Here is a 22,332-nt window from a genome sequence, read left to right as displayed (position 1 = left end):
TCGACTGTAAAGCGCTGCGTCACCATGGGCGCGCCCGAGATCGCCAGCCGCACGTCCGGGGCGGCGGCGTTTAGCGCGGAAGCACCCAGTCCGGCGTCCATGTCCCGGCGACGGCGTGGCCGGCCGCTGTGGTGGCGAGGTGGGTGCGGAGGGTGTCCAGCGCCGGGTGGGGGTTGTCGCGGTGCCAGAGGAGCGAGTGCGGGTAGACGGGCGTCGGGTCGGTCACCGGGATGCGGCGCAGGCCGTGGCCGGCGGGCCAGACGAGGCGTGTGTGCTCGCCCATGAAGGTGGCCAGGGCCGGGGTGTCGGCGATGGTGTCGAGGAGTGCGTCGGAGCCGAAGTTGGGGCCGGTCGCCTCGATGGTGAGGCCGAACTCGGCGACGAGGTCGTCGTAGTAGGCGGTCCACTCGGTACCGGGGACGATGCCGGGCATCCAGATCCGGTGTCCGGCGAGCTGAGCGAGTGGCACCGACCGGGCACGCGCCAGCGCGTGCGCGGGGCCGGTGAGGAGCTGGAGGGGCTCGTCGAGCACCCGGATGGACTCGATGTCCTCGGGAAGGGGCCGGCCGGGCACGGCGACGGCGCGGAAGGATGCGTCGATGGCACCGGACCGGAGGGCGGCGACGGCCGTCTCGATGTCGAAAAGCATCACCACGTCGAGGTCGATGTCGGGGTGTGCGCGGTGGAAGCCGCGCATCAGGCCCGACGGTGCGACGCGCGAGGCGATCACGTCGACGCGCAGCGGACGGCGGCCGGGGCGCACGGACGCGACCGCGCGCTCGGCGACGCGCAGCAGCTCGCGTGCGTGGGGCAGGAACGCCTGCCCGTCGATGGTGAGTTCGGCGCCGCGCGCGGTGCGGGTGAACAGCCGTACGCCGAGGTTGCGCTCCAGCGAGGCGATGCGTTTGGAGACGGCCTGCTGGGTGACCGCCAGCTCGGTGGCGGCTTCCTGGAACTGCCCCGTGTCGGCGGCGGCGACGAAGGTCCGGACGGTGTCGAGGTCCATGTCGCCACCCTATGGCCACAACCATTGGTTGTGGCCATGGCGAGTGGCGAGGGGCGGCGGGTATGAGGAGCGGGGTGGCTCTGGGGATCTGGCGCGCGGGTGGCGCTCAAGCGGGAAAGGGCGGCGGGCAGACATCTGCGCCCGTCCGGTAGGCCTCAGCCGCGTCGGGCCTCGGCCAAGGCGATGAGGAAGCGGTGGGTCTTGCTGTCGGGGTGTTCGGAGAGCGCCACCCCCAGCCCCCGCACCGCATCCTCGAGTTTTCGCTGCTTGCGCTCGGCCCGTGCCGTGAGCTCCTCGGCGTCGTCACCGTCCTTGGGCTTCACCCGGATCGACGCTTCCAGAAGCTCCAGACCGGCGGCTGACCACACCTCCAAGTCCACCTCCAGGTCATCGAGCGCGACGTCGTCGACCTTCGTGGAGAGGATCGGCCCCAGTGCGACCAGCCCGCCGAACTGGACGGTGGGCGCGCAGGCATGCAGGAACTGGTCCTGCACCGCGTCGATCGGCTTGGCGGGATCGGCGCCGGGCGCCACCGTGTCCGACAGCACCCCCGGCGGATGATCGTGGACCAGGGAGGCAGCCAGCGTGCGGCGGCTGCCCGACCAGTCTTCCTCGATCTTGTAGGTGACGGGTTCGACGTCGAACGGGGCGGAGAACCGGCCGACCAGCTGCTCCTGTGTGCACGGACGCAACTTGACGGTCAGGTCGTCCGGACCGCCGCCGATCCTGAACCGTACGATCACGCCGCCGTCCAGCAGCGGCAACCGCCCCTCGGTGACGCCGTCCACGTCCTCCGCGAACCAGATCCGACGCGTCGTCACCGAGCTGTGCGACCCATCGAGAGCGGACAGCGCCGCCCCCACGTCACCCTCGATGTTGACCTTGATCTCGACCGGCAACAGGTTCATCGGATCGCTCCCGAACGCTTCCTTGACGTTTGTCGCAGACGTCCCGCAGGTGCTGCCGGACGCGAGTGATGAACCCCGTCCGCTGTTCCTGCGGGCCTCAAGGCCCCACGGAGTCGGAGTGGGCTGGATCCCATAGAACTTCAGCCCACGCGCGGCTCGGCGGGTCGACACCGAGCGAAGACTCCCGGAGCTGGTCAATCCAGCTATTCCAGGATATCGGCACCGCCCCCGGGCCGCAGTCCGGATCCGACCGGCTTGGTCCAAGCGCCCAATCGGGCCCTGGACGCACTGGGCGGCGACGGCGTAAGGATGGGCGAACCGTGTGATCCGGTGAGCGCTGACGACGACCTCGGCCTCCCCGGCGGGGTCGTCCGCCCGCGCGGGGCTCGTCCGTCCCAGGGCGATCAGGCGCTTGACCCGGCCGGTGAAAGCCGGGTGCGCATCTTGAGCGACCGGAATTATCCGGACGTCCGGTTCGAGTGACTGGCGATTCGGGTGTTCCTCGCGTTCGAAAAGCTGCAGGAGCTCGCTGCGGATATAGCTGAGCCACATTCAGTTACGCCGACCAGGCAAAGGCCGAACCGGTGAACCTGAGACCACGTCAACCCGCCCTGACCAGCCAGGAAGTCACTCCCGCACGGCGGCGGGAACCTCACGGTATGCGCTGCCTAGACACGTGTGCTAGGACTCAGCAATATGCTGGGCGAGACGACACGGGAGCATGGGAGGATCAACATGGCAGCGGCTTTCGCCAAGCTTTTGTTCCTGGAGGCGAAAAGGGTTCAGGACCCGGACGGTGCGGACGAGGTCCTCGTCGGTAGAGGGGACGGCGGTACCTTTGAAAAGGTACGAATGCGAGTAGGGGACGTCTTTGAGTTCGACGAGCGGTTCGTGCCGTTCGTCAACCAAGCGCCGATTGACGTTGTTCTGCATGAAGTGAATGAGGCAACCGATCAGGTCAGCTTCATTGGAGGGGCGAAGATCGTCCCCTCCGAGGTAGGCCTTGGAGAGCGAACGCAGGCAATCGGCGCGCTGTCCTTGTCGCTGTACGAGCTGACATACAAAGTGCTTTGACGACCCGCCATCGGCCAGCGTCGGGCAGCTCGGCCAATTGCTCCGGCAGGCACGGTCTTCCATTCGGATCATGGGGCGTCGAGGACTCCATGATCTTGGACGCCCGTGCCTGTCGCGTTCCCAGAATTGCGTCGGACTGACAGATTGTCGTGAATCGGGCGTCGAGCGACTACGGGCGAGGCCCTGGCTGCACGTCCAACGACGAACCCCCGCCCTTCCGCTCTGGAAGGACGGGGGTTTGCTGTGGGGAGGTCGAGTTCGCAGGTCGCGATCGTCGACCAGGTCCATGCGGTCCACGTGCCGCGTCAGGGGCCCGGTGGTGCAAGGCATTTTCACGCCGGCCGTGGGGCACGTCATCCGCCCGCGGCGCCCGCGGCGCCCGCGGTGTCCTCGGCCTCCTCGGCCTCCTCGGCCTCCCAGCGCAGCAGGTCGCCCGGCTGGCAGCTGAGCACCTCGCAGAGCGCGGCGAGCGTCGCAAAGCGCACCGCCTTGGCGCGGCCGTTCTTGAGTACCGCCAGGTTGGCGGGAGTGATCCCTACGCGGTCCGCGAGCTCGCCCACGGACATCTTCCGCCTGGCCAGCATCACGTCGATGTCGACGGCGATCGGCATCAGATCACCTCGTCCAACTCGGCCTGCATCTGCGACGCTTCGACGTCACGCGCGACGGCCTGGGCGAGCAGCGTCCGCAGTACGAGCACGAAGAGCGCGACCCCCAGGATGGCCACGCCGACCCCGCCCATGATGACGGTGACACCCGGGTCCTCCCGCTGGCCCGGTGCATTGACGGCCGTGACCGCGAACCACACGAGGGCAGCCGCCACGATCGCGCCGATCACTACGTCCACGTACCGGAAGGAAGCGTGGGAGAACACGGTTCCGCGCCGCACCATCGTCACCAGCCGCCACACGCAGACCACGGCGACCTGGACCGACACCATGCCCAGCATCGTGAGCACGCGCAGCGGGGTCAGCGGAAGCGACCCGTCCTCCGGGTCGTTGAACAACGCCCACACCATCCCTGCCTGCACGAACACGGTGCCGGCGAGCACCACCACGAGCACGGCACGCAGCGCACCCACTGTCAGCTTTCCCATAGCCCATCCTTCCATCGAGTCGCGATGGGAATCTATCGAATTTCGATAGGTTGAGCAAGGGCTGGGGCGGAGGGCGGGCGGCGGTTTCACGTCGTGGCGCGGGCCTGGTCGCAGTGGTCGCGCGGCGGTGCGTGAACACCCCGGCGTAGGCCGCGGTGAGGCGATGGTGACGTCTCCGCACGAGTGGCGATGGTGGCGATGCCTACGTGGCTCGCTGCCCTTTGCCCTTGGGTTGGTTAACGGCAGATCAACTGGACCTTAAGGCTGCCTTGGGCTCCTCGGCCGCGCGTCGATCAAGACCGTCGGTGTGAGCGCAGCACACACGTCGACCCCCAAGGGCTTTGGGGCTGTGACCTGCTTCTTTGAACGTGCTCCCTGAGCCTCGAGCCGCCGTGGCATCCCACGCGCCGCCCACCCGGAACCTCCTCAAGGATGGATTTGTAAGGCGGTGACAAGACTGCACTCGCTCGTGATGTCGGCCCGTATGAAGGACAGGGGGACAGCGTCCATCGATCGAGGAGTGTCAATGTCCCGTAAGCGGATCATGAGTTCCAAGAAGAAGGTCGTGCTCTCTGTCGTCGCGGGAGCGCTGGTGGCAGGAGGGTTCGTCACCACGATGGCGACCGGCAATGCCGCCGTCCCCGACGTCGTGTGTCCGGGGTCGACGGTGACGTTGTCGGGTGAGGCGGGTGCGCCGGCGGCGAGCAGTGGGACGTTTCCGGTGGGGACCAAGTTGAAGGTGACGAATCTGGACAATGGTCGGGCAGCGACGGTGACGGTGAACGGTCCGTCGGGCAGTTGTGTCCTGCTGAACAACGCGGCCTTCGACAAGGTGCGGGAGCCGGGCAAGAACCTGATCCGGCGGGCGCGCATCGAGCGCGTGGGTGGTGGCGGTGACGCGCCGGCTGGTACGGCGGGTGGGCAGGTGCCGCCGGCCACGGGTGAGGTGGTTTGTCCGGGGTCGACGGTGACGTTGTCGGGTGAGGCGGGTGCGCCGGCGGCGAGCAGTGGGACGTTTCCAGTGGGGACGAAGCTGAAGGTGACGAATCTGGACAATGGTCAGGCGACGACGGTGACGGTGAACGGTCCGTCGGGCAGTTGTGTCCTGCTGAACAACGCGGCCTTCGACAAGGTGCGGGAGCCGGGCAAGAACCTGATCCGGCGGGCGCGCATCGAGCGCGTGGGCTGATCGGCCAGAGCCGATTCGGGGCCACCGAAGCTATGGCGGGGGACGGGGCAGGCCGTCCCCGCCATGGCGTCGGTTCCCTCCATCGCGAAGCTGCTCACCGCAACGGCGACAACCGGGTTCGCCCTGCTGCCCATCCAGCGCCGTGACGAAGGCGACTTCATCGGCTATTGCGGGTTGATCATCGGACGCTCCACCGTAGAGGAGCCTGAAATCGCGTATGAGCTGTTCCAGCGCGCGCATGGGCATGGTTACGCCACCGAGGCGGCCAGCGCGGTGCTCGATGCCGCTATTGCGACCGGGCGGAAGCGGCTCTGGGCGACCGTCGGCGCGTGGAACACACCGTCGTTCCGTGTCCTTGAGAAGCTCGGGTTCGAGCGGGGCCACGTTTCCACGGAGGACAGCGGTGAAGTGGTGTGGCTCACACGCTCGCTGCCGTGACGCGGGGTCGCGCCCCTGGGGTTTCATGCTTACGTGATCGAATGTGCTCAGGCAGAGCGGGCGGCTCGACGGTAGTGGTGGCTGGCCGAACCGGACTGGTCAGCGGCGGAGTTGAGCCAGTCCTGGCGGCTGTGGCCGGTGTGCCTGGTGGGGGTGACAGCCGCTATGTAATGTCACATCGCATGACACTCTTACGCCGTGCGGCATCGGCCGCTGCCCTTCTCCTCACGGTCCTCCCTGTGGCTGTCGTTTCGCCCGCGCACGCGGCCGACGGCGCGTCCGCCTGCCGCCCCCCGGCGTCCGTACCGCTCGACGCCGAACAGGACCGGCTCGCGGACGCCCGCACCACCGCCCTGGTCGAGCGTGCCGGGTTCGGGGACTTCGTACGGCGGTTTCCCACCGCTCTGTGCACGACGCGCAGCCCCGCCGAGGCCGAACGGCTCCTCGACTCCTGGGGCCAGGCTCTCTGGCAGGCCTCCGTGCGGCGGGCCCAGGGGCAGCGGCACGGCGGCGACCTCGCCCCCGGGGACGACCGGCCGCTGTACTGGGCGCGGCTCGGTATGACCGCCGAACTCGCCCGCTGGCAGCCGCAGTTCACCGTCGATCGGGCGGCGCTCCGCGTCCGCTTCGAGGACGCCTCCCGCGGCCTCACCGACAACGCCTTCCGGACGGCGCCCGGCGTACGAAGGCTCTTCATCAGCGGGTTCGACCCCTTCGGGCTCGACGCGGAGATCCGCCGCGCCAACCCGTCCGGATCGGCTGCCCTGCAGCTCAACGGGCGGCGCGTGACCCTCGCCGACGGCAGCCCTGCCGAAATCCGCGCCGTCGTTCTGCCCGTGCGGTACGCCGACTTCGACGCCGGCATCGTGGAGCGGGCGTTCGCCCCGCGCCTGGCCGCCGGTCCCGCCTCGGCCGACATCATCACCACCGTCAGCCAGGGCTACCCCGGCATCTTCACCCTGGAGGACTGGGCGGGGCGGGCGCGGTCCGCCGACCCGTACCCCGACAACGCACGTGCCCTCTCCGGTGGCACCCGCGAGCGTCCGGTGACGGCCCCTGGCCTCGGCCCGGGCCCGGAGTTCATCCGCACCACGCTGCCCGCCGACGCGGTGACCGCCGCCGTGCAGACCCCGTACCCGGTCCTCCTCAACACCGAGGTGACCGAGATCCCGGCGGGAGGCACGGATCCCGTCGACCGGACCGACGGCCCGACGCCGGGCTCGCGGGCCGTGGCGGGTGGCGGGGGCGGCTACCTGTCCAACGAGGTCGCCTACCGCTCCAACCGGCTGCGTGCCGAACTCGCCCCGCACCTGCCCGGCGGCCACCTCCACACCCCGGTGCTCACCGGTCTGCCGGCCGACCCCCAGCTGCTGACCGGCCCCGAGTTCGAACGCAACGAGAGCGCGATCACTGCGGAGGTCCGCGCGGTCCTCGAACACGCCGCCGTGCGGCGGTAGCCGCCGCCCGGCATGCGGGGCGTCATCCCAGGACCGGGCTGATCTGCGTTGGGACGTAGGGGGGGCGGCTCGTCGGGTGTTCTTCGCCGTCGATCGGCAGCCGGCGCGGTAGGACCAGGGTCAGGACTTCGGCACGGTGTTGATGTAGTTGGTGCCGGCACTGTAGAAGCCGTCCACCGTTTTCTGGACATCCGCCTGGGAAACGGCCTCATCGGCCTTGTAGTAGAACCAGTTGATCTTCATGCCCCATGTGCGCGGACCACCGGTGAAGGGCAGGTCGATGAACCAGTTGCTGAAGTGGACGTCCATCTTCTCGCGCGGGACGTACTTGCCGGAGCTGGTGAACAGCTCCTTGCCGTCCAGGGAGTAGGTGACCTTTCCGTCCACGGCGGTGATCATCATGATGTGCCAGCCCTCGAGGCGCTGCTTGAGCGTGTGGTTGACCCGGTCCGGCGGATCGGCCTTGTACCAGCTGACGTTGTCGAGTTGCGGACCCACCGAACCCCAGCCGCCGTTGGGCAGGTACTCGTGGTCGAGTTCGCTGTAGTTCGCCGAGGAGTCCGAGGGGGAAATCGGAAAGAAGGTCTGGACGACGTGGTCGCCGTTGCGACCGCTCGTGGGCTTGTCGCTGAGGTAGACCCGAGCGGCGAAGGTCCCTGTGAAGAGGTTCTTGCCGGTGCTCTGCACCTCGACCTGCTTGGTGCCCTGCTTGGTGCCGTCGGTGGAGGACTGCAGCTGCAGGACCCTGCCCCCCTGGGCGGTCGTGTCGGAGGGGAAGCTGGCACCAGCGGTGGACCAGGTGTCCTTGATCCCCGGGCCACCCCCACCGGTACGGACCTCCCAGCCGTGGGCGGCGAGCGAGGGGTCGTCGGGGCCGCTGTAGTGGAAGTCGTCGAACAGGGTTCCGGGCGGTCCGGAGGGGGTCGGCGAGGCGCTGGGGGCGGGCGCGGCGGCATCGTCACCGGGGCCGCCGGAACACGCGGCGAGTACGCACAGGAGGGCAGGCAGCGTGAGCGCGGTCCACGCGCGGCGACGAGAGGTGCGGCGGGACTGGCTCACACGGGCTCCTTGGGGCGTAGAGGCGGTACCTGGACACGCCCATTGCATGAGGATCAATGGCTGATCCCATGAGGGGGTCATCCTAAGGTTCGGGGTGACCGCTGGGGCGACCACCGGGGTGACCTTAGCGACCCCGGCCACTCCGGCCACTCCGGCCACCGCGGTCCCGGCGAAACGGCTCCGGCTGAACACGCACCGATCAGTGCCCGGCGACCGTTCGGGCAGGACTACTGGCCGGTACGACCAATTGGCATTCCGATCCGATTACGACACCTGAGCAGATCGCGCCAAATGCGTACATCGAACCCAAGTCGATTCAGGCCGGTGCACTAGCGTTCGCCCTGCGATCCCGCGGTCTACGTACCCTGCAATGAAAGGCCTCGCAAGGTGCGCTCAGTCATCACTTCCATCGAACGCGGATCGGCGCACCAGGCACAGCCTGAAATGTCCGAGTCGAGCTTCGAGGAGCCCGCTCCAGCACCGGTATTCGTCGACCAGTCGGGTCTGCGCGGCCGTCTGCTTCGGGGCTTCGGCTGGCCGGTCTCCGTCGTCGGCGCGATCCTGGCGGTCGCCATGGGCAGCAGCCTGATCGGTGTCCAGGCGGACGCCCCGGCGATGGGCATACCCGCGCAGCCTGCGCGATCGTCCGCCCCGTCGCCCTCACCCGTGCCGTCGCTGTCGCCCACCCCGTCGTCCGCGTCGTCCTCACCACGGACGGCCACGCGGTCCGCGACACCCCAGACGAAGACCACGGCCACCACATCGAAGCTCACGGCCACCACAGCGAAACCCACGACCACCGCATCAAAGCCCACGAGCACCGCGCCGCACGGGACAAAGCCTTCGGGCCAACCGACCAAGCGCCCCTGATCGTCCGCACCACCCATCTCCAGGAGCGTCATTGTCCCGCCACCAGCGCCGCCGGCAGTCCCTGCTGAGGCCGCGCCGACTGGCCGCGCCGCCGCTGCGCTTCTTCATGCCGCTGTCGCTGCTCGCTTGCCTGCTTGCGCTCCTCGTCCTGCGCGGCCTCGCCACCAACGAGGCCTTCCACGACTCCCGGATCGCGATCTCGGTCGACAAGACGACCGTGCCGGACAACCTGCTCAAGGGTGGTCCGATCATCGACGCGCGTGGCACCAAGAACGCGCAGCCCGTGAGCTATCACATCCCCGACCGCACCGTGGTTCTGAGCTTCGACGACGGTCCCTCGCCGGAGTGGACTCCGAAGATCCTGGAGCTGCTCGCGGCCCGCAACGTCCGTGCTGACTTCTTCGTGACCGGCGCCATGACCACGCGCAACCCGGAGCTGATCCGGCAGATTGTCGCGGGCGGCCACGAACTCGGCGTGCACACCTTCACCCACCCCGATCTGGTGTACCAGTCCCACGCCCGGATCAGCTGGGAGTTGGCGCAGACGCAGCTGGCGCTGGCCGGCGTCGCGGGCGTCCACAGCGCGCTGTTCCGTCCGCCGTACTCCTCCGACGCCTCGGCGATGGACGACTGGAACTACCCGGTGATCAAGTACGTGGGCGCGCGCGGCTACCTCACCGCGTTCATCGACCGCGACACCGACGACTGGAAGCGTCCCGGAGTCGAGGAGATCGTCAAGGCGGCGATGCCGTCCAAGCCCGGTGCGGGCGAGCTGATCCTGCTGCACGACGCGGGTGGCGACCGCACCCAGACCATCACCGCGCTCGGGCAGATCATCGACAAGCTGCAGGCCCAGGGCTACCGCTTCACCACCATCTCCGACGCACTCGGCGCCTCCAGCGCCACCGTGCCGGTGCACGGATTCCAGCTGTGGGCGGGCAAGGGATACATCTGGGCCACCCAGGTCGCCGTGCACACCCTGCCGGTGCTGGTCGGGCTGCTGGCCCTCGTCGGCTTCCTCAACTTCGGCCGGTTCGCGCTGATGCTCGTTCTCGCACCGATCCACGCCCGCCGCGCCAAGCGGCGGGACGCCTGGGGAGCGCCCGTCACCGAGCCGGTCACCGTACTGGTCCCCGCCTACAACGAGCTCGAGTGCATAGCCAACACCCTCAACTCCTTGGCCGCCAGTGACTATCCGATCGAGGTGATCGTCATCGACGACGGCTCATCGGACGGCACCGCGGACATCGTCGAGGAGATGGACCTGCCGTTCGTCCGGTTGATCCGCCAGGCCAACGGCGGCAAGTCCAGCGCGCTCAACACCGGTATCGCGGCTGCCTCGCACGACATCATCGTGATGATGGACGGCGACACCGTCTTCGAGCCGTCCACCGTGCACGAGCTGGTCCAGCCCTTCGGCGACCCGGCGATCGGCGCGGTCGCGGGCAATGCCAAGGTCGGCAACCGCGACAGCCTGATCGGCGCCTGGCAGCACATCGAGTACGTCCTCGGCCACAACCTGGACCGCCGGATGTACGACATGCTGGGCGTCATCCAGACCATCCCCGGCGCGGTCGGCGCCTTCCGCAAGGAGGCCCTGCGGCGGGTCGGCGGGATGAGCGACGACACCCTCGCCGAGGACACCGACATCACCATCGCGGTGCTCTGCGACGGCTGGCGGATCGTCTACGCCGAGCACGCCCGCGCCTGGACCGAGGCTCCCGCCAGCCTCCAGCAGCTCTGGTCCCAGCGGTACCGCTGGAGCTACGGCAGCATGCAGGCGATGTGGAAGCACCGCGGCGCGGTGACCTCCCGCGGCCCGGCCGGGCGCTTCGGCCGACTCGGGCTGCCGCTCGTCGTGCTGTTCGGCGTGATCGCCCCGCTGCTGGCGCCGCTGGTCGACTTGTTCCTGCTGTACGGCGTGCTGTTCGGGGACGCCCCGATCACCCTCACCAGCTGGGGCGGCTTCATCCTGCTCCAGGCCGCGCTGTCCTGGTACGCCTTCCGGCTCGACCGCGAGAAGCCCTGGCATCTGATCAGCCTGCCGATCCAGCAGCTGGTCTACCGGCAGCTGATGTACATCGTCCTGTTGCAGTCCGCGATCACGGCGATGACCGGGGGCCGACTGCGCTGGCAGAAGCTCCGGCGCACCGGCGAGGTCGCTGTACCGGTGGAGGCCTGACCATGACTGCATCCATCGACCTCGGGCGCACCCACGACACCGTCCAGTTGAGAATCCCCGCCGTCCTGCGACAGGAGCCGGAGCCGGAGGCGCCGTCCACACGCAAGGGCGGCCGGGACCGCTATCTCGACCTGTTGCGCGCTCTGGCGCTGCTTCGCGTGGTGCTGTACCACAACTTCGGCTGGTTCTGGCTGCCCCTCGCCTTTCCGTCGATGGGCGTGATGTTCGCGCTGGCCGGCTCGCTGATGACCCGCTCGCTCAGCCGTCCCGCTCTCGGCGTGATCCGTGGCCGACTGCGCCGGCTGCTCCCGCCGATGTGGCTGTTCGGCGCCGTCCTGATCACCCTCCAGATCCTTGACGGCTGGGGCCCCGACTCCGACGGCCACCCCACCTGGTGGTGGGCCAAGCTGGCGTTCTGGATCCTGCCGCTGAGCACTCCGCCGTTCGCGGAGGGCCTGTCCGGTTTCCATCAGGTGGAACACACCTGGGCCGAGCAGATCATCGTCCCGCTCTGGTACCTGCGGGCCTACCTGTGGTACGTGCTGCTCTCACCGCTGATGCTCTGGGCGCTGCGACGACTTCCGGTGTTGACGCTGGTCACTCCTCTGGCGCTGTTGATCGTCATGAACACGTTCTTCGCCGACCAGGAGTTCATCTACAGCCGGGTCTGGGAGACCGCCAACGACTTCACCATGTTCGGCTCCTGCTGGATCCTCGGCATGGCCCACCAGGAGGGGCTGCTCAAGAAGGTCCCGCAGTACGTACTGCCGTCGATCGCGCCGCTGATCATGGTGGCCGGCTTCTGGTACCTGCAGACCCGGCCGGTCGATCCGACCGTACCGACCGACATCGAGTCCTGGCCGATTGCCCAGGCCCTGTGGTCCCTGGGCTTCGTTGCCATCCTGCTCCACGTAAGCCCGTCCTGGGAGCAGTGGCCCAGGCCGCTGGAACGGTGGAACGGCCTGATCAGCCTGATCAACGCACGCGCCGTCAGCATCTATCTGTGGCACCAGGCCGCACTGGTGGTCGCCATCCCGCTGATCGACCCCCTCTGGAGCGTCTCCTTCTTCTACAAGAACCTCCAGTGGCTGCTGACCAGCCAGTGGTTCACGCTGCTGGTGGCGATCCCGCTGCTCGGCCTGCTGGTGCTGACCTTCGGCTGGGTCGAGGACGTGGCCGCCAAACGCTCGCCGCGGCTCTTGCCGTACCCGCGCCGCCGACGGGGCAGGCGCCGGGCCGCCGACTGACGGGGGCTGCGCGCGACGATGTGCCGGGCCGCCCAGGAGCCGCCATGACACTGACGTCGCGACGCGGTTCAGGCCATGAGCAGGCGGAGGCCGAGATCTGCCGTGTCGAGGCCGGCGAGGTCGCTGTTGCGCTCGGCCCACCGGCCGGACTCGAGGTCGTCGCCGAGGCTTCGTACCGCCCGCTGCTCGGCCTCCGGCCCGACCCTCGTCCACACCGACATCGCACGGCGCACGTGATCCTCCAGATACGCTCCCGGTCGGCGCCAGTACGCCTCGAACAGGCCGTCGGCGCAGTCCCACGGGATGGGTACCGGCTCGGCGCGGGCGCCGATCGCGTCGGCCATCCCGGCAAGCGAGGGAAATTCTGCGAGGACGCCGGCGAACTCGGGCAGGTAGTCGCGGCTGAGCCAGAACCGGTCCTGCCATCCGGGCTCGTCGGTGTCGAACGTGAGCACCACCACGCGGCGGGCCACGCGCCGCATCTCGTGCAGCCCCGCTATCGGGTCCCCCCAGTGGTGAACGGTGGAGACGGCCATCGCGACGTCGAAGGAGCGGTCCTCGAACGGCAGGCTCTCCGCGGCGGCGGCCACGCACGGCGCCGAGCCGGCAGGCCGCTGCCCCCGCATGACCGCCGAAGGCTCCACCGCGGTCACGTCACGATCAGCAGGCTCGTAGGAGCCGGTGCCGGCCCCGACGTTCAGCACCGTCTGCGCGTCCCCGAGCGCGTCCCAGATCTGCGCGGCGATCCGTGGCTCAGTACGCCGTGTCGCGGTGTAGGCGCCGCCGATCGCGTCGTACAGCCGTGCACCGAGCATCTCCAGTTGTTCCTCCGGTGTCACCTTCAGTCCCTTCGCCCGTGCCTCGAGTTCCCTGTCGATGGCCTCCACCATGGCGTCAGCGCGATCACGCCGCTCCAGCAGCAGGCCGCGCAGTCGGCGCAGGTGCGCGACCGCGTCGGTGGACGGGTCGCCGACCAGTTCCGCAACCTCCCGCAGGCCGAAGCCCAACCGCCGATAGGCCAGCACCTCCCGCAGCCGTTCCACGTCGCCCGCCGAATAGGCCCGGTACCCGGCCACGGTCCGCCCCGACGGTCGAACGAGCCCGATCTCGTCATAGTGATGCAGCGTGCGGACGCTCACGCCGGCCAGCTCGGCCACGCGTCCCACGGTCCAGTGATCCTCCACGGCATCGACTATGCAGCCTGACGCCACGTGAGGGTCAAGAGCATCACTCGTGGCAGCAAGTGCCGAACGCGAAGCGGCGGTCCGAGGCGACTCGCGGCTCAGCGGCGGTGGATCCGGTCGACGCCGTACCACTTCGAAACGCAGGCCGCGACCCAGTCCCGCTCGTAGTTCCCCGTGAAGAAGGGCTCGGCGAGAGTGCCGATGTACAGGGGCCGGTAGCCCACGTCCGTGGCCCCCCGTACGGAATCGGTCCGGATGCGGGAGTTCTGGGCGTCCCAGGCCACGGAACGGGCGACCGTGGAGGTGGTGAGCTGCTGGACGTTCGGTACGAGCGCGGTCACCGAGGCCAGCGCCAGGCAGCCCGCCGCCACGGCGCCGGTCACGAGGGCCGCGTCGGCGCGACGGCCCGAGAGCCACCGGCCGCCCCACGCTCCCAGCAGTGCGCCGTACCCGCAGAGCGCCAGTTCCATCGGCACGAGGTAGCTCGTCCAGGTACGGGCGTACGTCCACCCGCTCGGGCCGTAGCCGCTGCGCAGGCCCACCGCCACCGCGAGCGACCCCAGCACCACCACGGGCACCGGGAGCAGAAGCATGGCGATCAGCACTTTGCGGGGGACGGTCCGCCGCGGCTCCCGCTGACCGGGCGAGGGCCCGCGGAGCCCGCTCGCCAGGCCCAGGAGGACGCCGACGGCGGCGGCTCCGAGGTAGGCCCACTGGCCGGTGACGGAGTCCCACATGCGCAGCCAGTCCTCGAAGGTGCCCCTGAGCTCGCCCGCGGACAGCATGGATGCCTTGTCCGGCTGCTGGGCCCGGCGCCATCGGGCGCCCGGAGAGGTGTAGAGCACGGCCAGTCCGCAAACGAGGCCGGAGCACCAGAGCAGGCACCAGGTGAACGGATGCCAGTTCCGCGCCAGGCCGAGGCGGGGCAGGGAGAGCAGCCCGACCGCGGCGGCGAGCAGCCCGCTGACCAGCGCGAACGGCTCGCTCAGGGTGCCGAGCGCGAAGCCGACGAGGAAGGCAGAGGCGAAGCCGGCCGCGCGGGCGGCTGCACTTGGATGGCGGACGGTCCGGATGGCCAGCAGGAGCATCCACACGCCGATGACGCTCGGAACGGTGTGGGAGATCGCGGCAGGGGCCCACAGCAGTACCTGATAGCTGCGGGTGCCCCCGAAGTAGAGCAGCGCCTGGACCACCAGGGCGCAGGCGGTCAGGACCAGCACCCGGGGTCTGCCGCCGAGAAGCCGAATGAATTCACGCCCCAACAGGACGAGTCCGGCTGTGAAGGAGACGGCGATGACCGTCGGCAGGATCTTGGTCCCGGCCAGTCCGTCGCCGTAGACGACACCGCTCAGGAAGGCGTTGGCGATCCTGCCGTTCTGGGTCATGTAGAAATCGGACGTGATGCCGAGGACTCCCAGATCACGGGCCTTCCACGCGGCGCACCAGTCGTCGGACGTGGGTCGTACGTAGAGACCGAGGAAGCATCCGACGGCGATCAGGGCTCCGGACGCCGCGACGAGCGTCGCCCCGGCTGCGGGGAGGAGCCTGCGCAGGAGGGGGCGGCGGCCGGTTCCCCGGCCCACCGCGGAGGAGGAGGTGCGGACGTCCTCGCCCTCGACCGCAGCAGTGCTCATACACCACCCCTTCGCAGCGGGGCCCGGCCGGAGAGGCGGCCGATGCGCCCGCCGACCGCGGTGACCGCACGGCCCGCGAACACCCATGATGTGCACGGTTCGCCACCACCGGCATCCCGGGTGCGCCAGGACGGGTACGGAGCGCCGAGAAACGTCCCTGCGGCCTTGGTACTCGAGCCACGGGGCGCGGCGGGGGCTCAGACGGGCTCCATCCCGTCACGCGGCGGCGGAGTGGTGCGGATCCTCTCCAGCTCGGCCAGGAGGCCCCGATAGGCGAGCCTTTCGGCCGCCATCGCCCGCCCGAGGGGGAGGTAGTTCGGATCACGCGGTGACTGAGCCTGCGCTGCGGCGGCGAGGCGGAACTCCCTCGCGCGGTCCACCTCGCTCCTGGCTTCGACGTACCCCGCGTCGAGGAGCCGGTGGTCGAGGACCTCGTCGAAGGCGCGCTCCGCCAGGGTGTCGAGCCGGTCGAGGTCATCGGCGCAGCCGTCGGAGGCCGTCCCGTCACAGGCTTCTTCCAGGGCGCGGGAGAGCGATCCCACGGTGGCCTCGAGCTCCGGGTACCCCCAGGCCGGCGTGGCGTCGTTCCTGCACCCGGTGGCGAGGGCCACCAGCATGGCGACGGAGGCCACGGCGCGGACCGTTCCCTGTCCCGCGCGCCCGCGCACGGTGGAGCAACGGGTCATGGGAGCCCCGATCACTAGTGGTCAGGTGGTCGGGAGTCGACCTCGGCCGGGCCCCGACGTGGTCCGCCCGCCATCCTCGCCCGCACCGGTCAGCGCTGCCACACGGAGTCCGCGCGTGCGGACTGCGTGACCGTCGAGGGCTGGGCCGCCCGGTGCCACGGGGAGGCGGGCGGGCGGCTGCCGAGAGGCTCGGATCCGGCCGGGGGAGCCGTGGTGATGTGCAGCCCGGCGTCCAGGCCCAGGGCTGCGGCCACGGTCGTGCCGTCCGGCTCGGCCATGGCTGCCGGTGCGCCCGTGTAGAGCATCTGGGACTCGTACCAGGACGGCGCATCGTCCGGGCCCGACACACTGACCGTGCCCGCGCCCGCGCGGCCCGCGAGCAGGTGGCCCGCGACACCGACGGCGCCGTAGCCGCCCCCGCCGCCAGCCTCGGTGACCGGGGAGAACGTCGGCGCGGGGGCGCCCGCGGTGGCCAGGCTCGTACCGACGGTGCCCGTGCCGGGGTGGCGGAAGTACAGGCGGACGCCGTCGCCCTGCGGGCTCGCCGAGAGCGGCCCGGTGGTCGCCGGCAGCCCGGTCGGGAAGGGGCCGCTGAACGGGGCGTCCGGTGTCGGCTGGATCCAGGCCAGCACGCTCTGGGGCGTGGCCGCGTACACATGGCGCCGCCCCGCCCCGTCGGTCGCGGTGACCGGGTCGCCCTGCAGGCTGGTGCCGCCGAGGGCCTGCCACGCGCCGAAGGCGCCGTCCGGGGTCGCCTGGGCACGGGCGCGCAGGGTGCGCAGGGAATCGCGTACGTACACGGTCATCCGGCCGGTGCGGTCCACGGCGACGGCAGGTGCACTGATCGCCGAGGTGCCGGATATGTCGTCTGTGTCCGGGGTGCCCAGTGACTCCCACGGGCCGAAGGCACCGTCGGGCGTGGCCTGGACGGCGTACACGGCATTGCGCCCGTACTCCTGGGGCGTGGCGCCTAGGGTGGTCTGGGTGCCGAAGACCGCGATCCTGCCGTCGGGGAGCCGGGCAGCCGTCGCGCCCGCGTCGATCCCGGCGCCGGGGAGGAACTGGGGCCCTTGCCAGGAGGTCTTCGGGCTGCTGCGCGACCAGTACGCCATCCGGCCGTCCAGGACGGCGAAGGCCCACAGTCGGCCGGAGACGCCCTCGGTCATCCAGGAGGTGCCGTCGCCCCGGCTGTAGCGGATGGTCTGGTTCCATCCGGCGCCGGTGGGCCGGGTCGCGGTCTTGCGGTCGCCGCAGCCGGCGGGGCTGCCGCACCAGTCCTGGTGGTCCGTCCAGGCGTAGGTCTTGAGGTAGCCGAGCTTCTCTTCGGCCGCCTGCGGGTCGAGCGTCGGTGGCAGGGAGCTGTTGGGGTAGCTCACATAGTTCTGGACCGAGAAGTGCGGACGGTCCGTGGCCTTCGCGTAGCGTTCGGCCGCGGCCTGTACGAAGCGGGCTCCGTACATGTGGTCCTGGTGGTCGAGGAAGGCGCCGCCGCCTTGCGACCGGCCGGGCGTCGGGTCCTGCGTCCGTATCGTGGTCGGCCGGTACATCGCGAAGATGTCCGCGATGGCCTCCACGGCCTGCTCCTTGGTGTACGAGAACCAGGGCTTGACCGGCGTTCCGGAGGTCAGCTGGGCGCCCAGGGCGGGAACCTTGCCGTCCCACAGGCCGCGCAGGCTGTCCGGATTGTCGCCGGAGATGCTGCGGGCCTCACGCAGCTGCATCCATACCAGGTTGACCTCGGGCCTGGCGACGAGGACGTCCACCTCGGCGCTCCCCCCGCCCGCGGTGGGTATGGACCTGCGCTGCCAGGCGCTGGTGCGGCTGCCGGTGGCCATCTGCGCGTATGCGGCCCGTATGCCGTTCTGCCGGGCCTCCGCGTAGGCGGCGTGGTCGGCGGGGCCCGCGGGGTCCTCCAGGTGCGGGCTGTGGGCCTCGTTCCTGCCGTCGGACTCGCCGGAGGTCAGGTAGACGGTGGCGACCTTGACGCCCGTCGATATGGAGCGGCTCAGGTCGGGGTTCATGAAGAACAGGTCGTCGTCGGGATGCGCGACGACCTGGAGGACCGTGCCCTCGGTCACACTCGGGCGGAAGGCCGCCTCGGGAGCCGTCGGCTCCTGCGCGGTCCCGTATCCGTAGGCCCAGGTCGTCACCCCGGCGGCGCCGACGGTGAGCGTGGCGAGCAGGGCCGCGAGGCGGGTGCGGCTGGCCAGGGACATCTGCAACGCCTTGAGGGTCGATCCGGTGCGGATTTCCGCCGAGGGGGAGTCGGCGTCCCGATGGCTCCACCACTTACCGGAGACGACCGGGCCCGATTATGCCTCGCGCGTTTGCGACTGACACACCATCAAGGGGCATATGACAGACAATCAAATTAAATGCACTATTTAGGTTTCTTTGTCCCATTTTCTATCGCTTGAGTGGCGGCCACGGCAGGACGGGGAGGTGCTCTGTTCTCCCTCGCGCAGCTGCCTGACCTTGCGGCGCGGCCGGGCGAGTTCCGTCTTCGCGTCGCCGGTAAACCAGGACCTGCGGCGGACCGAGCGGGTCCGCCGATGTGTCCAGGCCCACATCAACTCCATCGTCCGGCTCTCAATCCGCCTGCGGATCAACCGTCCCGCGGTCCCGGCGCGGGGCGGGTGTTTTCGCGTACGGGCGTGTGACCTGGGGGCGTTTGGGCTGCCGGGCAGTCACATCTTGCACATCCGCATCTGCTACTCAAAATTGCGAATCTCATATGTAGATGCAGGGTATTTTCGCTGCTAGAGTCCGCATGCGCTGCTCGGTACAGGGTGGCGAGATGGCCGATCTGAACCCCTGGTCTGCCCCTGAGCGGCATACATCCGCGAGGCAGGCAACCGTTGTGATGCCGTGGCAAAACCGCACCGACGACGCCCGTGCCCCCGCTTTCGGATACCGCTCCGTACCGCGCCATGCGCCTTCGACGCCTATCGCTTGCCGCTTTCGCCCATCAGATGGGGAGATCCACATGAACACAGGACTTCTGCGCCGCTCCGCCACGGGCAGGGCGCTGCTCCTGGGTGCCGTACTGACCCTGGCCGTGCCGGGAACCGCCTACGCCAACACCGTGAGCGTCACCGTGAAGACCCCCGGGGCCACCAGCGGGCCCGCCACCGCCAACGCCGAGATATCGACGCACGCGGACTGTTCCGGCGGCCTGATCTCCGGCGGGGGGATCAACCAGGCCATCGGCGCCGGCGCGGGCGTGAACGGCAACCACGCCAACGGCACCTCGCCCAGCTCCGACGGCACCACCGAATACACCGGCTCCACCGGTGTCGTCGGCACTGACGTGACGCACTGGCTCGGCATAGGCGGAACCGGGGGCCAGGTCAACGCCTCCTTCTCCACCACCCCCTACGCGATGTGCTTCACCAGCAACCTGATCAACCACACCCAGGTCGTCATGAACAAGGCCAACACCCCCACCACCGGGGCGACGGTGGGCCGCGTCACGGCGACCTGCCCGGCCAACACCCGCCTGCTCGGCGGCGGCGCCCGGACCACCCCGGGCAATACGGGCAGCTACAAGGCGATCGCCGGCTTCCCCACCTTCAACAACTCCGCCCACAGCTACGGTGCGAAGGCCGCGGCGGACGGGGAGACCGACCCCGACTCCTGGTCGGCGGTCGGCTGGGACGGCAGCTCCAACAGCGCCAACTACACCTACGCCTACGCGATCTGCAGCGGAAGCGGCATCAACGTCAGCGGCGCCACGGTCAAGGTCCGCCACAGCGAGGTGAGCGGCCCGACCTCCGGGAGCACCGGCCAGACGGCGACCGTGGGCTGCGGAGGCGGTGACGGGAAGCTGGTCAGCGGCGGCGCCGCGGTCAGCGGAGGCAGCGTGACGACCACCGACTTCACCGGCCCGGGTTCGGGCGGCGACCACCTCAACGGAAGCTTCCCCAGCACCTCCGGCGGCGCCGCGGTCAGCGACGGGACCACCACGGCGGCGTACTGGACAGCCGCCCACACCGGCGGTCAGTCCTCGCCCGGTACCCACACCGACGTCTGGGCGCTGTGCGCCGACGACGGCGTCTGAGGCAGCGGTTCCGGACGGCCGGCCACGTACAAGTAAACAAGAGAGAGAATTCGATGAGCACGAAACTCCGGCGGGGCTCCGCCACCGGCAAGGCCCTGATCCTGGCCGCTCTGCTGACCGTCGCGGTGCCGGGAGCCGCGTACGCCAAGACCGCCGACGTCACCGTCATCACCCCCGGGGCCACCATGGGCCCGGCGACCCCCTTCACCGGGGTCTCCTCGCACGCGGACTGCGCCGACGGCCTCGTCTCCGGCGGCGGCGTCGACCAGGCCATCGGCGACGACGAGATGGCCAACGGCAACCACGTGCTGGGCATGGTGCCCAGTGCCGACGGCGCCACCGAGTACACCGACACGCCCGGGACCGTCGGCAGCGACGCCACGCACTGGATGGCGTTCGGCGGAAGCGGGAGCCGCAGCAGCACCGCCTTCTCCACCACCCCGTACGCGATCTGCCTGCACAGCAACCTGATCAGGCACACCCAGGTGGTCATGAACAAGGCCTCCGGTCCCACCAGCGGGCTGTCGTCCAAGCTCGTGACGGCGACCTGCCCAGCCAACACCGTCCTGATCGGCGGCGGCGCCCGCACCACCCCGGCCAGCGTCGGCAGCCTCAAGCCGATCGCCAGCTTCCCCACCTTCAACGACTCCGAGCACCACTTCGGCGCGATCGCCGCGGGCGACGGCGAGACCGACCCCGACTCCTGGACGGCCGTCGGGGGGATCGGCGGCGGACGCGGCGAGGACAACATGACCTACGCCTACGCGATCTGCAGCGCGGACGACATCGACCTCAAGCACGTCTCCACGACGGTCCACTTCAGGGAGGTCAGCGGCCCGAACACGGCCTCCACGGGACAGACGGCGACGGCCGGCTGCTCCCGCGAGGACGGGCAACTGGTCAGCGGGGGCGCCGCCATCAGCGGAGGCAACGTGACCACGACCGACTTCAGCAAGGCGACTTCGGGCGGCCCCCACCTCAACGGCAGCTTCCCCAGCGACGCTGCCGGCACCCCGGTCGGCGACGGGGGCTCCAACCCGTCGTACTGGACGGCAGCCACCCACAGCGGGGGTTCGCCCTCCCCGAACAGCTACTCCGACGTCTGGGCGCTGTGCCTGGACGTGCAGCACGGGCACAAGCGGTAGCTCCCCGAGCAACTTCCCCGCAGCGGACCCTCCGGCGCCAGGAGGGTCCGCTCGCTGCCGTATCCGGCCACCCCACACGCCCCCTCTGACTCTGAGCCGCCTACCCCACGCGAGTCAGTAGTCCTGAGTATTACAACGAGGGGATGACCGTCTTCCTCTGCTCCAAATGCGGCGGCGCCATCACGCCGGAGCCGGCTGAGCTTGCCGCCGTCCTTGACGTCTCGGACGACGAACGCGACCGGGACAAGGAAACACGCCGGGCACCTTCCACCGTTCCGCGGGGCCACTACGCGATCGATCCCGAGCCCTGGGGACCTCCCTACGTCGTGCAGGACGATCAGGAGGACCCGAAGCCGGCTCAGTCACGCGGACCTCTGGTCTGCCGCGAAGAAGGCTTCGTCCTCTCGGCGGGCACCCGACACACAGTACTGGTGCACCCCGACGCCGCCGCCGGCCTTCAGCCACTGCCCAACTGGGAGAACAGCACTGGCTGCTGCGGACCGACAGGCGACGAGGGGCTCAACCGGGCCTGCCCCTGCGGCGCTCCGGTCGCGACCCTCGCGGCCGACTGCTTCGGGCCCTACGAACTCCATCTCGACCCCATCCGGACCTACGCGTTCTCCCAATAGGACCGAGAAGGGCGTGGGGAGACGACACGCCCGCCGGAGCCCGTCCACCCAACTTCTTCACGACTGCTTTCCGTGGTGAACGTCGGCTCGCAGGCGGACCGTCGCTGAGCTGGGCTAGTTCGGACAAGACCAGCTCGCCGCCCTCGGCCTGGTCCTCAAGGCGGTGGTGCTGTGGACGACGCGGTACATCGACGCCACAGTCGCCCAGCTCCGCGCGGAGGCCCACGAGATCCGCGACGAGGACATCGTGCGGCTGTCCCCGCTCAAGCACAGAAACCTCAACGTCCTGGGTCGCTGCAGCTTCAGCGCGTCTGTCCCGCGCGAGGGGCTGCGGCACCTGCGCAACCGGACGCGGTCGAGCTGGACGATGATGACGACGGCGGAGAGGAATGAGCCGGGCCGCTCGGGCGGCCCGGCAGTCAATTGTCGAGTTCGTGGGCCTCACAGCCCGGCGGGCTGGACTGCCCC

At 69.7% G+C, this 22,332-nt stretch carries 18 protein-coding genes and 2 pseudogenes; 10 read left to right on the top strand and 10 right to left on the bottom strand.

Annotated features, from left to right (window positions below):
- Positions 1-70: 70 nt before the first annotated feature.
- Positions 71-1,006, bottom strand: a complete 936-nt coding sequence (locus tag OHA89_RS02275) for a LysR family transcriptional regulator (RefSeq protein ID WP_406365043.1) — start codon at positions 1,004-1,006, stop codon at positions 71-73.
- Positions 1,007-1,161: 155 nt separating this feature from the next.
- On the bottom strand, positions 1,162-1,914 hold the full coding sequence (locus tag OHA89_RS02270; RefSeq protein ID WP_406365042.1) for a hypothetical protein: 753 nt from the start codon (positions 1,912-1,914) through the stop codon (positions 1,162-1,164).
- A 696-nt stretch (positions 1,915-2,610) separates the two neighbouring features.
- Between OHA89_RS02270 and OHA89_RS02265 the strand changes: the two genes are divergently transcribed.
- Positions 2,611-2,988: a hypothetical protein gene (locus tag OHA89_RS02265; protein ID WP_215148560.1), complete on the top strand. Its 378-nt coding sequence runs from the start codon at positions 2,611-2,613 to the stop codon at positions 2,986-2,988.
- A gap of 353 nt (positions 2,989-3,341) precedes the next feature.
- Here OHA89_RS02265 and OHA89_RS02260 read toward each other — a convergent pair whose 3' ends face one another.
- The gene (locus OHA89_RS02260; protein ID WP_266615759.1) at positions 3,342-3,599 is read right to left on the bottom strand and encodes a helix-turn-helix transcriptional regulator; all 258 of its coding nucleotides are present in this window, start codon (positions 3,597-3,599) and stop codon (positions 3,342-3,344) included.
- Entirely contained in the window at positions 3,599-4,084 is a 486-nt protein-coding gene (locus tag OHA89_RS02255) for a DUF2975 domain-containing protein (RefSeq protein WP_406365040.1), read from the bottom strand. Before OHA89_RS02255 ends, OHA89_RS02260 begins: the two co-directional genes overlap by 1 nt.
- A gap of 526 nt (positions 4,085-4,610) precedes the next feature.
- On the opposite strand from OHA89_RS02255, the gene OHA89_RS02250 reads away from it, so the two are divergent.
- The 3 genes and pseudogenes from OHA89_RS02250 (at position 4,611) to OHA89_RS02240 (ending at position 7,168) form a co-directional block, all read left to right on the top strand.
- Positions 4,611-5,273, top strand: coding sequence for a DUF5979 domain-containing protein (locus tag OHA89_RS02250; RefSeq protein ID WP_266615756.1), 663 nt, complete (start codon positions 4,611-4,613; stop codon positions 5,271-5,273).
- 78 nt (positions 5,274-5,351) lie between these two features.
- Positions 5,352-5,711: pseudogene (locus tag OHA89_RS02245) on the top strand (GNAT family N-acetyltransferase); the annotation flags it as partial.
- A gap of 239 nt (positions 5,712-5,950) precedes the next feature.
- The gene (locus OHA89_RS02240) at positions 5,951-7,168 is read left to right on the top strand and encodes a pyroglutamyl peptidase (RefSeq protein WP_406365038.1); all 1,218 of its coding nucleotides are present in this window, start codon (positions 5,951-5,953) and stop codon (positions 7,166-7,168) included.
- 120 nt (positions 7,169-7,288) lie between these two features.
- Here OHA89_RS02240 and OHA89_RS02235 read toward each other — a convergent pair whose 3' ends face one another.
- Positions 7,289-8,227 (bottom strand): glycoside hydrolase family 16 protein, encoded by a 939-nt coding sequence (locus OHA89_RS02235; protein WP_406365037.1) that lies wholly within the window; start codon positions 8,225-8,227, stop codon positions 7,289-7,291.
- A 356-nt stretch (positions 8,228-8,583) separates the two neighbouring features.
- Positions 8,584-9,129, bottom strand: a complete 546-nt coding sequence (locus OHA89_RS02230; protein ID WP_257552525.1) for a hypothetical protein — start codon at positions 9,127-9,129, stop codon at positions 8,584-8,586.
- 62 nt (positions 9,130-9,191) lie between these two features.
- Between OHA89_RS02230 and OHA89_RS02225 the strand changes: the two genes are divergently transcribed.
- Together OHA89_RS02225 and OHA89_RS02220 are read left to right on the top strand one after the other, a co-directional pair.
- Complete coding sequence (locus OHA89_RS02225) at positions 9,192-11,279, top strand: glycosyltransferase (RefSeq protein ID WP_322975601.1); 2,088 nt, start codon at positions 9,192-9,194, stop codon at positions 11,277-11,279.
- Positions 11,280-11,281: 2 nt separating this feature from the next.
- Complete coding sequence (locus OHA89_RS02220; protein WP_406365035.1) at positions 11,282-12,526, top strand: acyltransferase; 1,245 nt, start codon at positions 11,282-11,284, stop codon at positions 12,524-12,526.
- 68 nt (positions 12,527-12,594) lie between these two features.
- Here the strand turns inward: OHA89_RS02220 and OHA89_RS02215 are convergent, their stop codons facing one another.
- The 4 genes from OHA89_RS02215 to OHA89_RS02200 all read right to left on the bottom strand — a co-directional run bounded on the left by OHA89_RS02215 (position 12,595) and on the right by OHA89_RS02200 (position 18,246).
- The gene (locus OHA89_RS02215; RefSeq protein WP_406368354.1) at positions 12,595-13,692 is read right to left on the bottom strand and encodes a MerR family DNA-binding transcriptional regulator; all 1,098 of its coding nucleotides are present in this window, start codon (positions 13,690-13,692) and stop codon (positions 12,595-12,597) included.
- Positions 13,693-13,808: 116 nt separating this feature from the next.
- Entirely contained in the window at positions 13,809-15,344 is a 1,536-nt protein-coding gene (locus OHA89_RS02210; RefSeq protein WP_406365034.1) for a DUF6056 family protein, read from the bottom strand.
- 197 nt (positions 15,345-15,541) lie between these two features.
- Positions 15,542-16,030, bottom strand: a complete 489-nt coding sequence (locus OHA89_RS02205; protein WP_266615746.1) for a hypothetical protein — start codon at positions 16,028-16,030, stop codon at positions 15,542-15,544.
- Positions 16,031-16,119: 89 nt separating this feature from the next.
- Positions 16,120-18,246 (bottom strand): PIG-L family deacetylase, encoded by a 2,127-nt coding sequence (locus OHA89_RS02200; protein WP_406365033.1) that lies wholly within the window; start codon positions 18,244-18,246, stop codon positions 16,120-16,122.
- A 770-nt stretch (positions 18,247-19,016) separates the two neighbouring features.
- Between OHA89_RS02200 and OHA89_RS02195 the strand changes: the two genes are divergently transcribed.
- The 4 genes and pseudogenes from OHA89_RS02195 to OHA89_RS02180 form a co-directional block, all read left to right on the top strand.
- The gene (locus tag OHA89_RS02195) at positions 19,017-20,090 is read left to right on the top strand and encodes a hypothetical protein (protein ID WP_406365032.1); all 1,074 of its coding nucleotides are present in this window, start codon (positions 19,017-19,019) and stop codon (positions 20,088-20,090) included.
- Between the two features lie 53 nt (positions 20,091-20,143).
- Positions 20,144-21,235 (top strand): hypothetical protein, encoded by a 1,092-nt coding sequence (locus tag OHA89_RS02190; protein ID WP_406365031.1) that lies wholly within the window; start codon positions 20,144-20,146, stop codon positions 21,233-21,235.
- A gap of 143 nt (positions 21,236-21,378) precedes the next feature.
- Positions 21,379-21,864 carry a hypothetical protein gene (locus OHA89_RS02185; RefSeq protein WP_266615738.1) on the top strand — a complete coding sequence of 162 codons (486 nt, stop codon included), beginning with the start codon at positions 21,379-21,381 and terminating at the stop codon, positions 21,862-21,864.
- A 124-nt stretch (positions 21,865-21,988) separates the two neighbouring features.
- Positions 21,989-22,257: pseudogene (locus OHA89_RS02180) on the top strand (Tn3 family transposase); the annotation flags it as partial.
- Between the last annotated feature and the right edge of the window lie 75 nt (positions 22,258-22,332).

The sequence above is a fragment of the Streptomyces sp. NBC_01546 genome (assembly GCF_045208355.1).
GTDB lineage: Bacteria > Actinomycetota > Actinomycetes > Streptomycetales > Streptomycetaceae > Streptomyces.
The sequence above is the reverse complement of the archived record's forward strand: the minus strand, read 5'-3'. Positions and strand labels throughout refer to the sequence as shown.

Coding starts and splice junctions, on each gene's coding strand:
- OHA89_RS02275 (WP_406365043.1), bottom strand. CDS start 1,006: ATGGACCTCGACACCGTCCGGACCTTCGTCGCCGCCGCCGACACGGGG.
- OHA89_RS02270 (WP_406365042.1), bottom strand. CDS start 1,914: ATGAACCTGTTGCCGGTCGAGATCAAGGTCAACATCGAGGGTGACGTG.
- OHA89_RS02265 (WP_215148560.1), top strand. CDS start 2,611: ATGCTGGGCGAGACGACACGGGAGCATGGGAGGATCAACATGGCAGCG.
- OHA89_RS02260 (WP_266615759.1), bottom strand. CDS start 3,599: ATGCCGATCGCCGTCGACATCGACGTGATGCTGGCCAGGCGGAAGATG.
- OHA89_RS02255 (WP_406365040.1), bottom strand. CDS start 4,084: ATGGGAAAGCTGACAGTGGGTGCGCTGCGTGCCGTGCTCGTGGTGGTG.
- OHA89_RS02250 (WP_266615756.1), top strand. CDS start 4,611: ATGTCCCGTAAGCGGATCATGAGTTCCAAGAAGAAGGTCGTGCTCTCT.
- OHA89_RS02230 (WP_257552525.1), bottom strand. CDS start 9,129: ATGACGCTCCTGGAGATGGGTGGTGCGGACGATCAGGGGCGCTTGGTC.
- OHA89_RS02220 (WP_406365035.1), top strand. CDS start 11,282: ATGACTGCATCCATCGACCTCGGGCGCACCCACGACACCGTCCAGTTG.
- OHA89_RS02210 (WP_406365034.1), bottom strand. CDS start 15,344: ATGAGCACTGCTGCGGTCGAGGGCGAGGACGTCCGCACCTCCTCCTCC.
- OHA89_RS02205 (WP_266615746.1), bottom strand. CDS start 16,030: ATGACCCGTTGCTCCACCGTGCGCGGGCGCGCGGGACAGGGAACGGTC.
- OHA89_RS02200 (WP_406365033.1), bottom strand. CDS start 18,246: ATGTCCCTGGCCAGCCGCACCCGCCTCGCGGCCCTGCTCGCCACGCTC.
- OHA89_RS02195 (WP_406365032.1), top strand. CDS start 19,017: ATGAACACAGGACTTCTGCGCCGCTCCGCCACGGGCAGGGCGCTGCTC.
- OHA89_RS02190 (WP_406365031.1), top strand. CDS start 20,144: ATGAGCACGAAACTCCGGCGGGGCTCCGCCACCGGCAAGGCCCTGATC.
- OHA89_RS02185 (WP_266615738.1), top strand. CDS start 21,379: ATGACCGTCTTCCTCTGCTCCAAATGCGGCGGCGCCATCACGCCGGAG.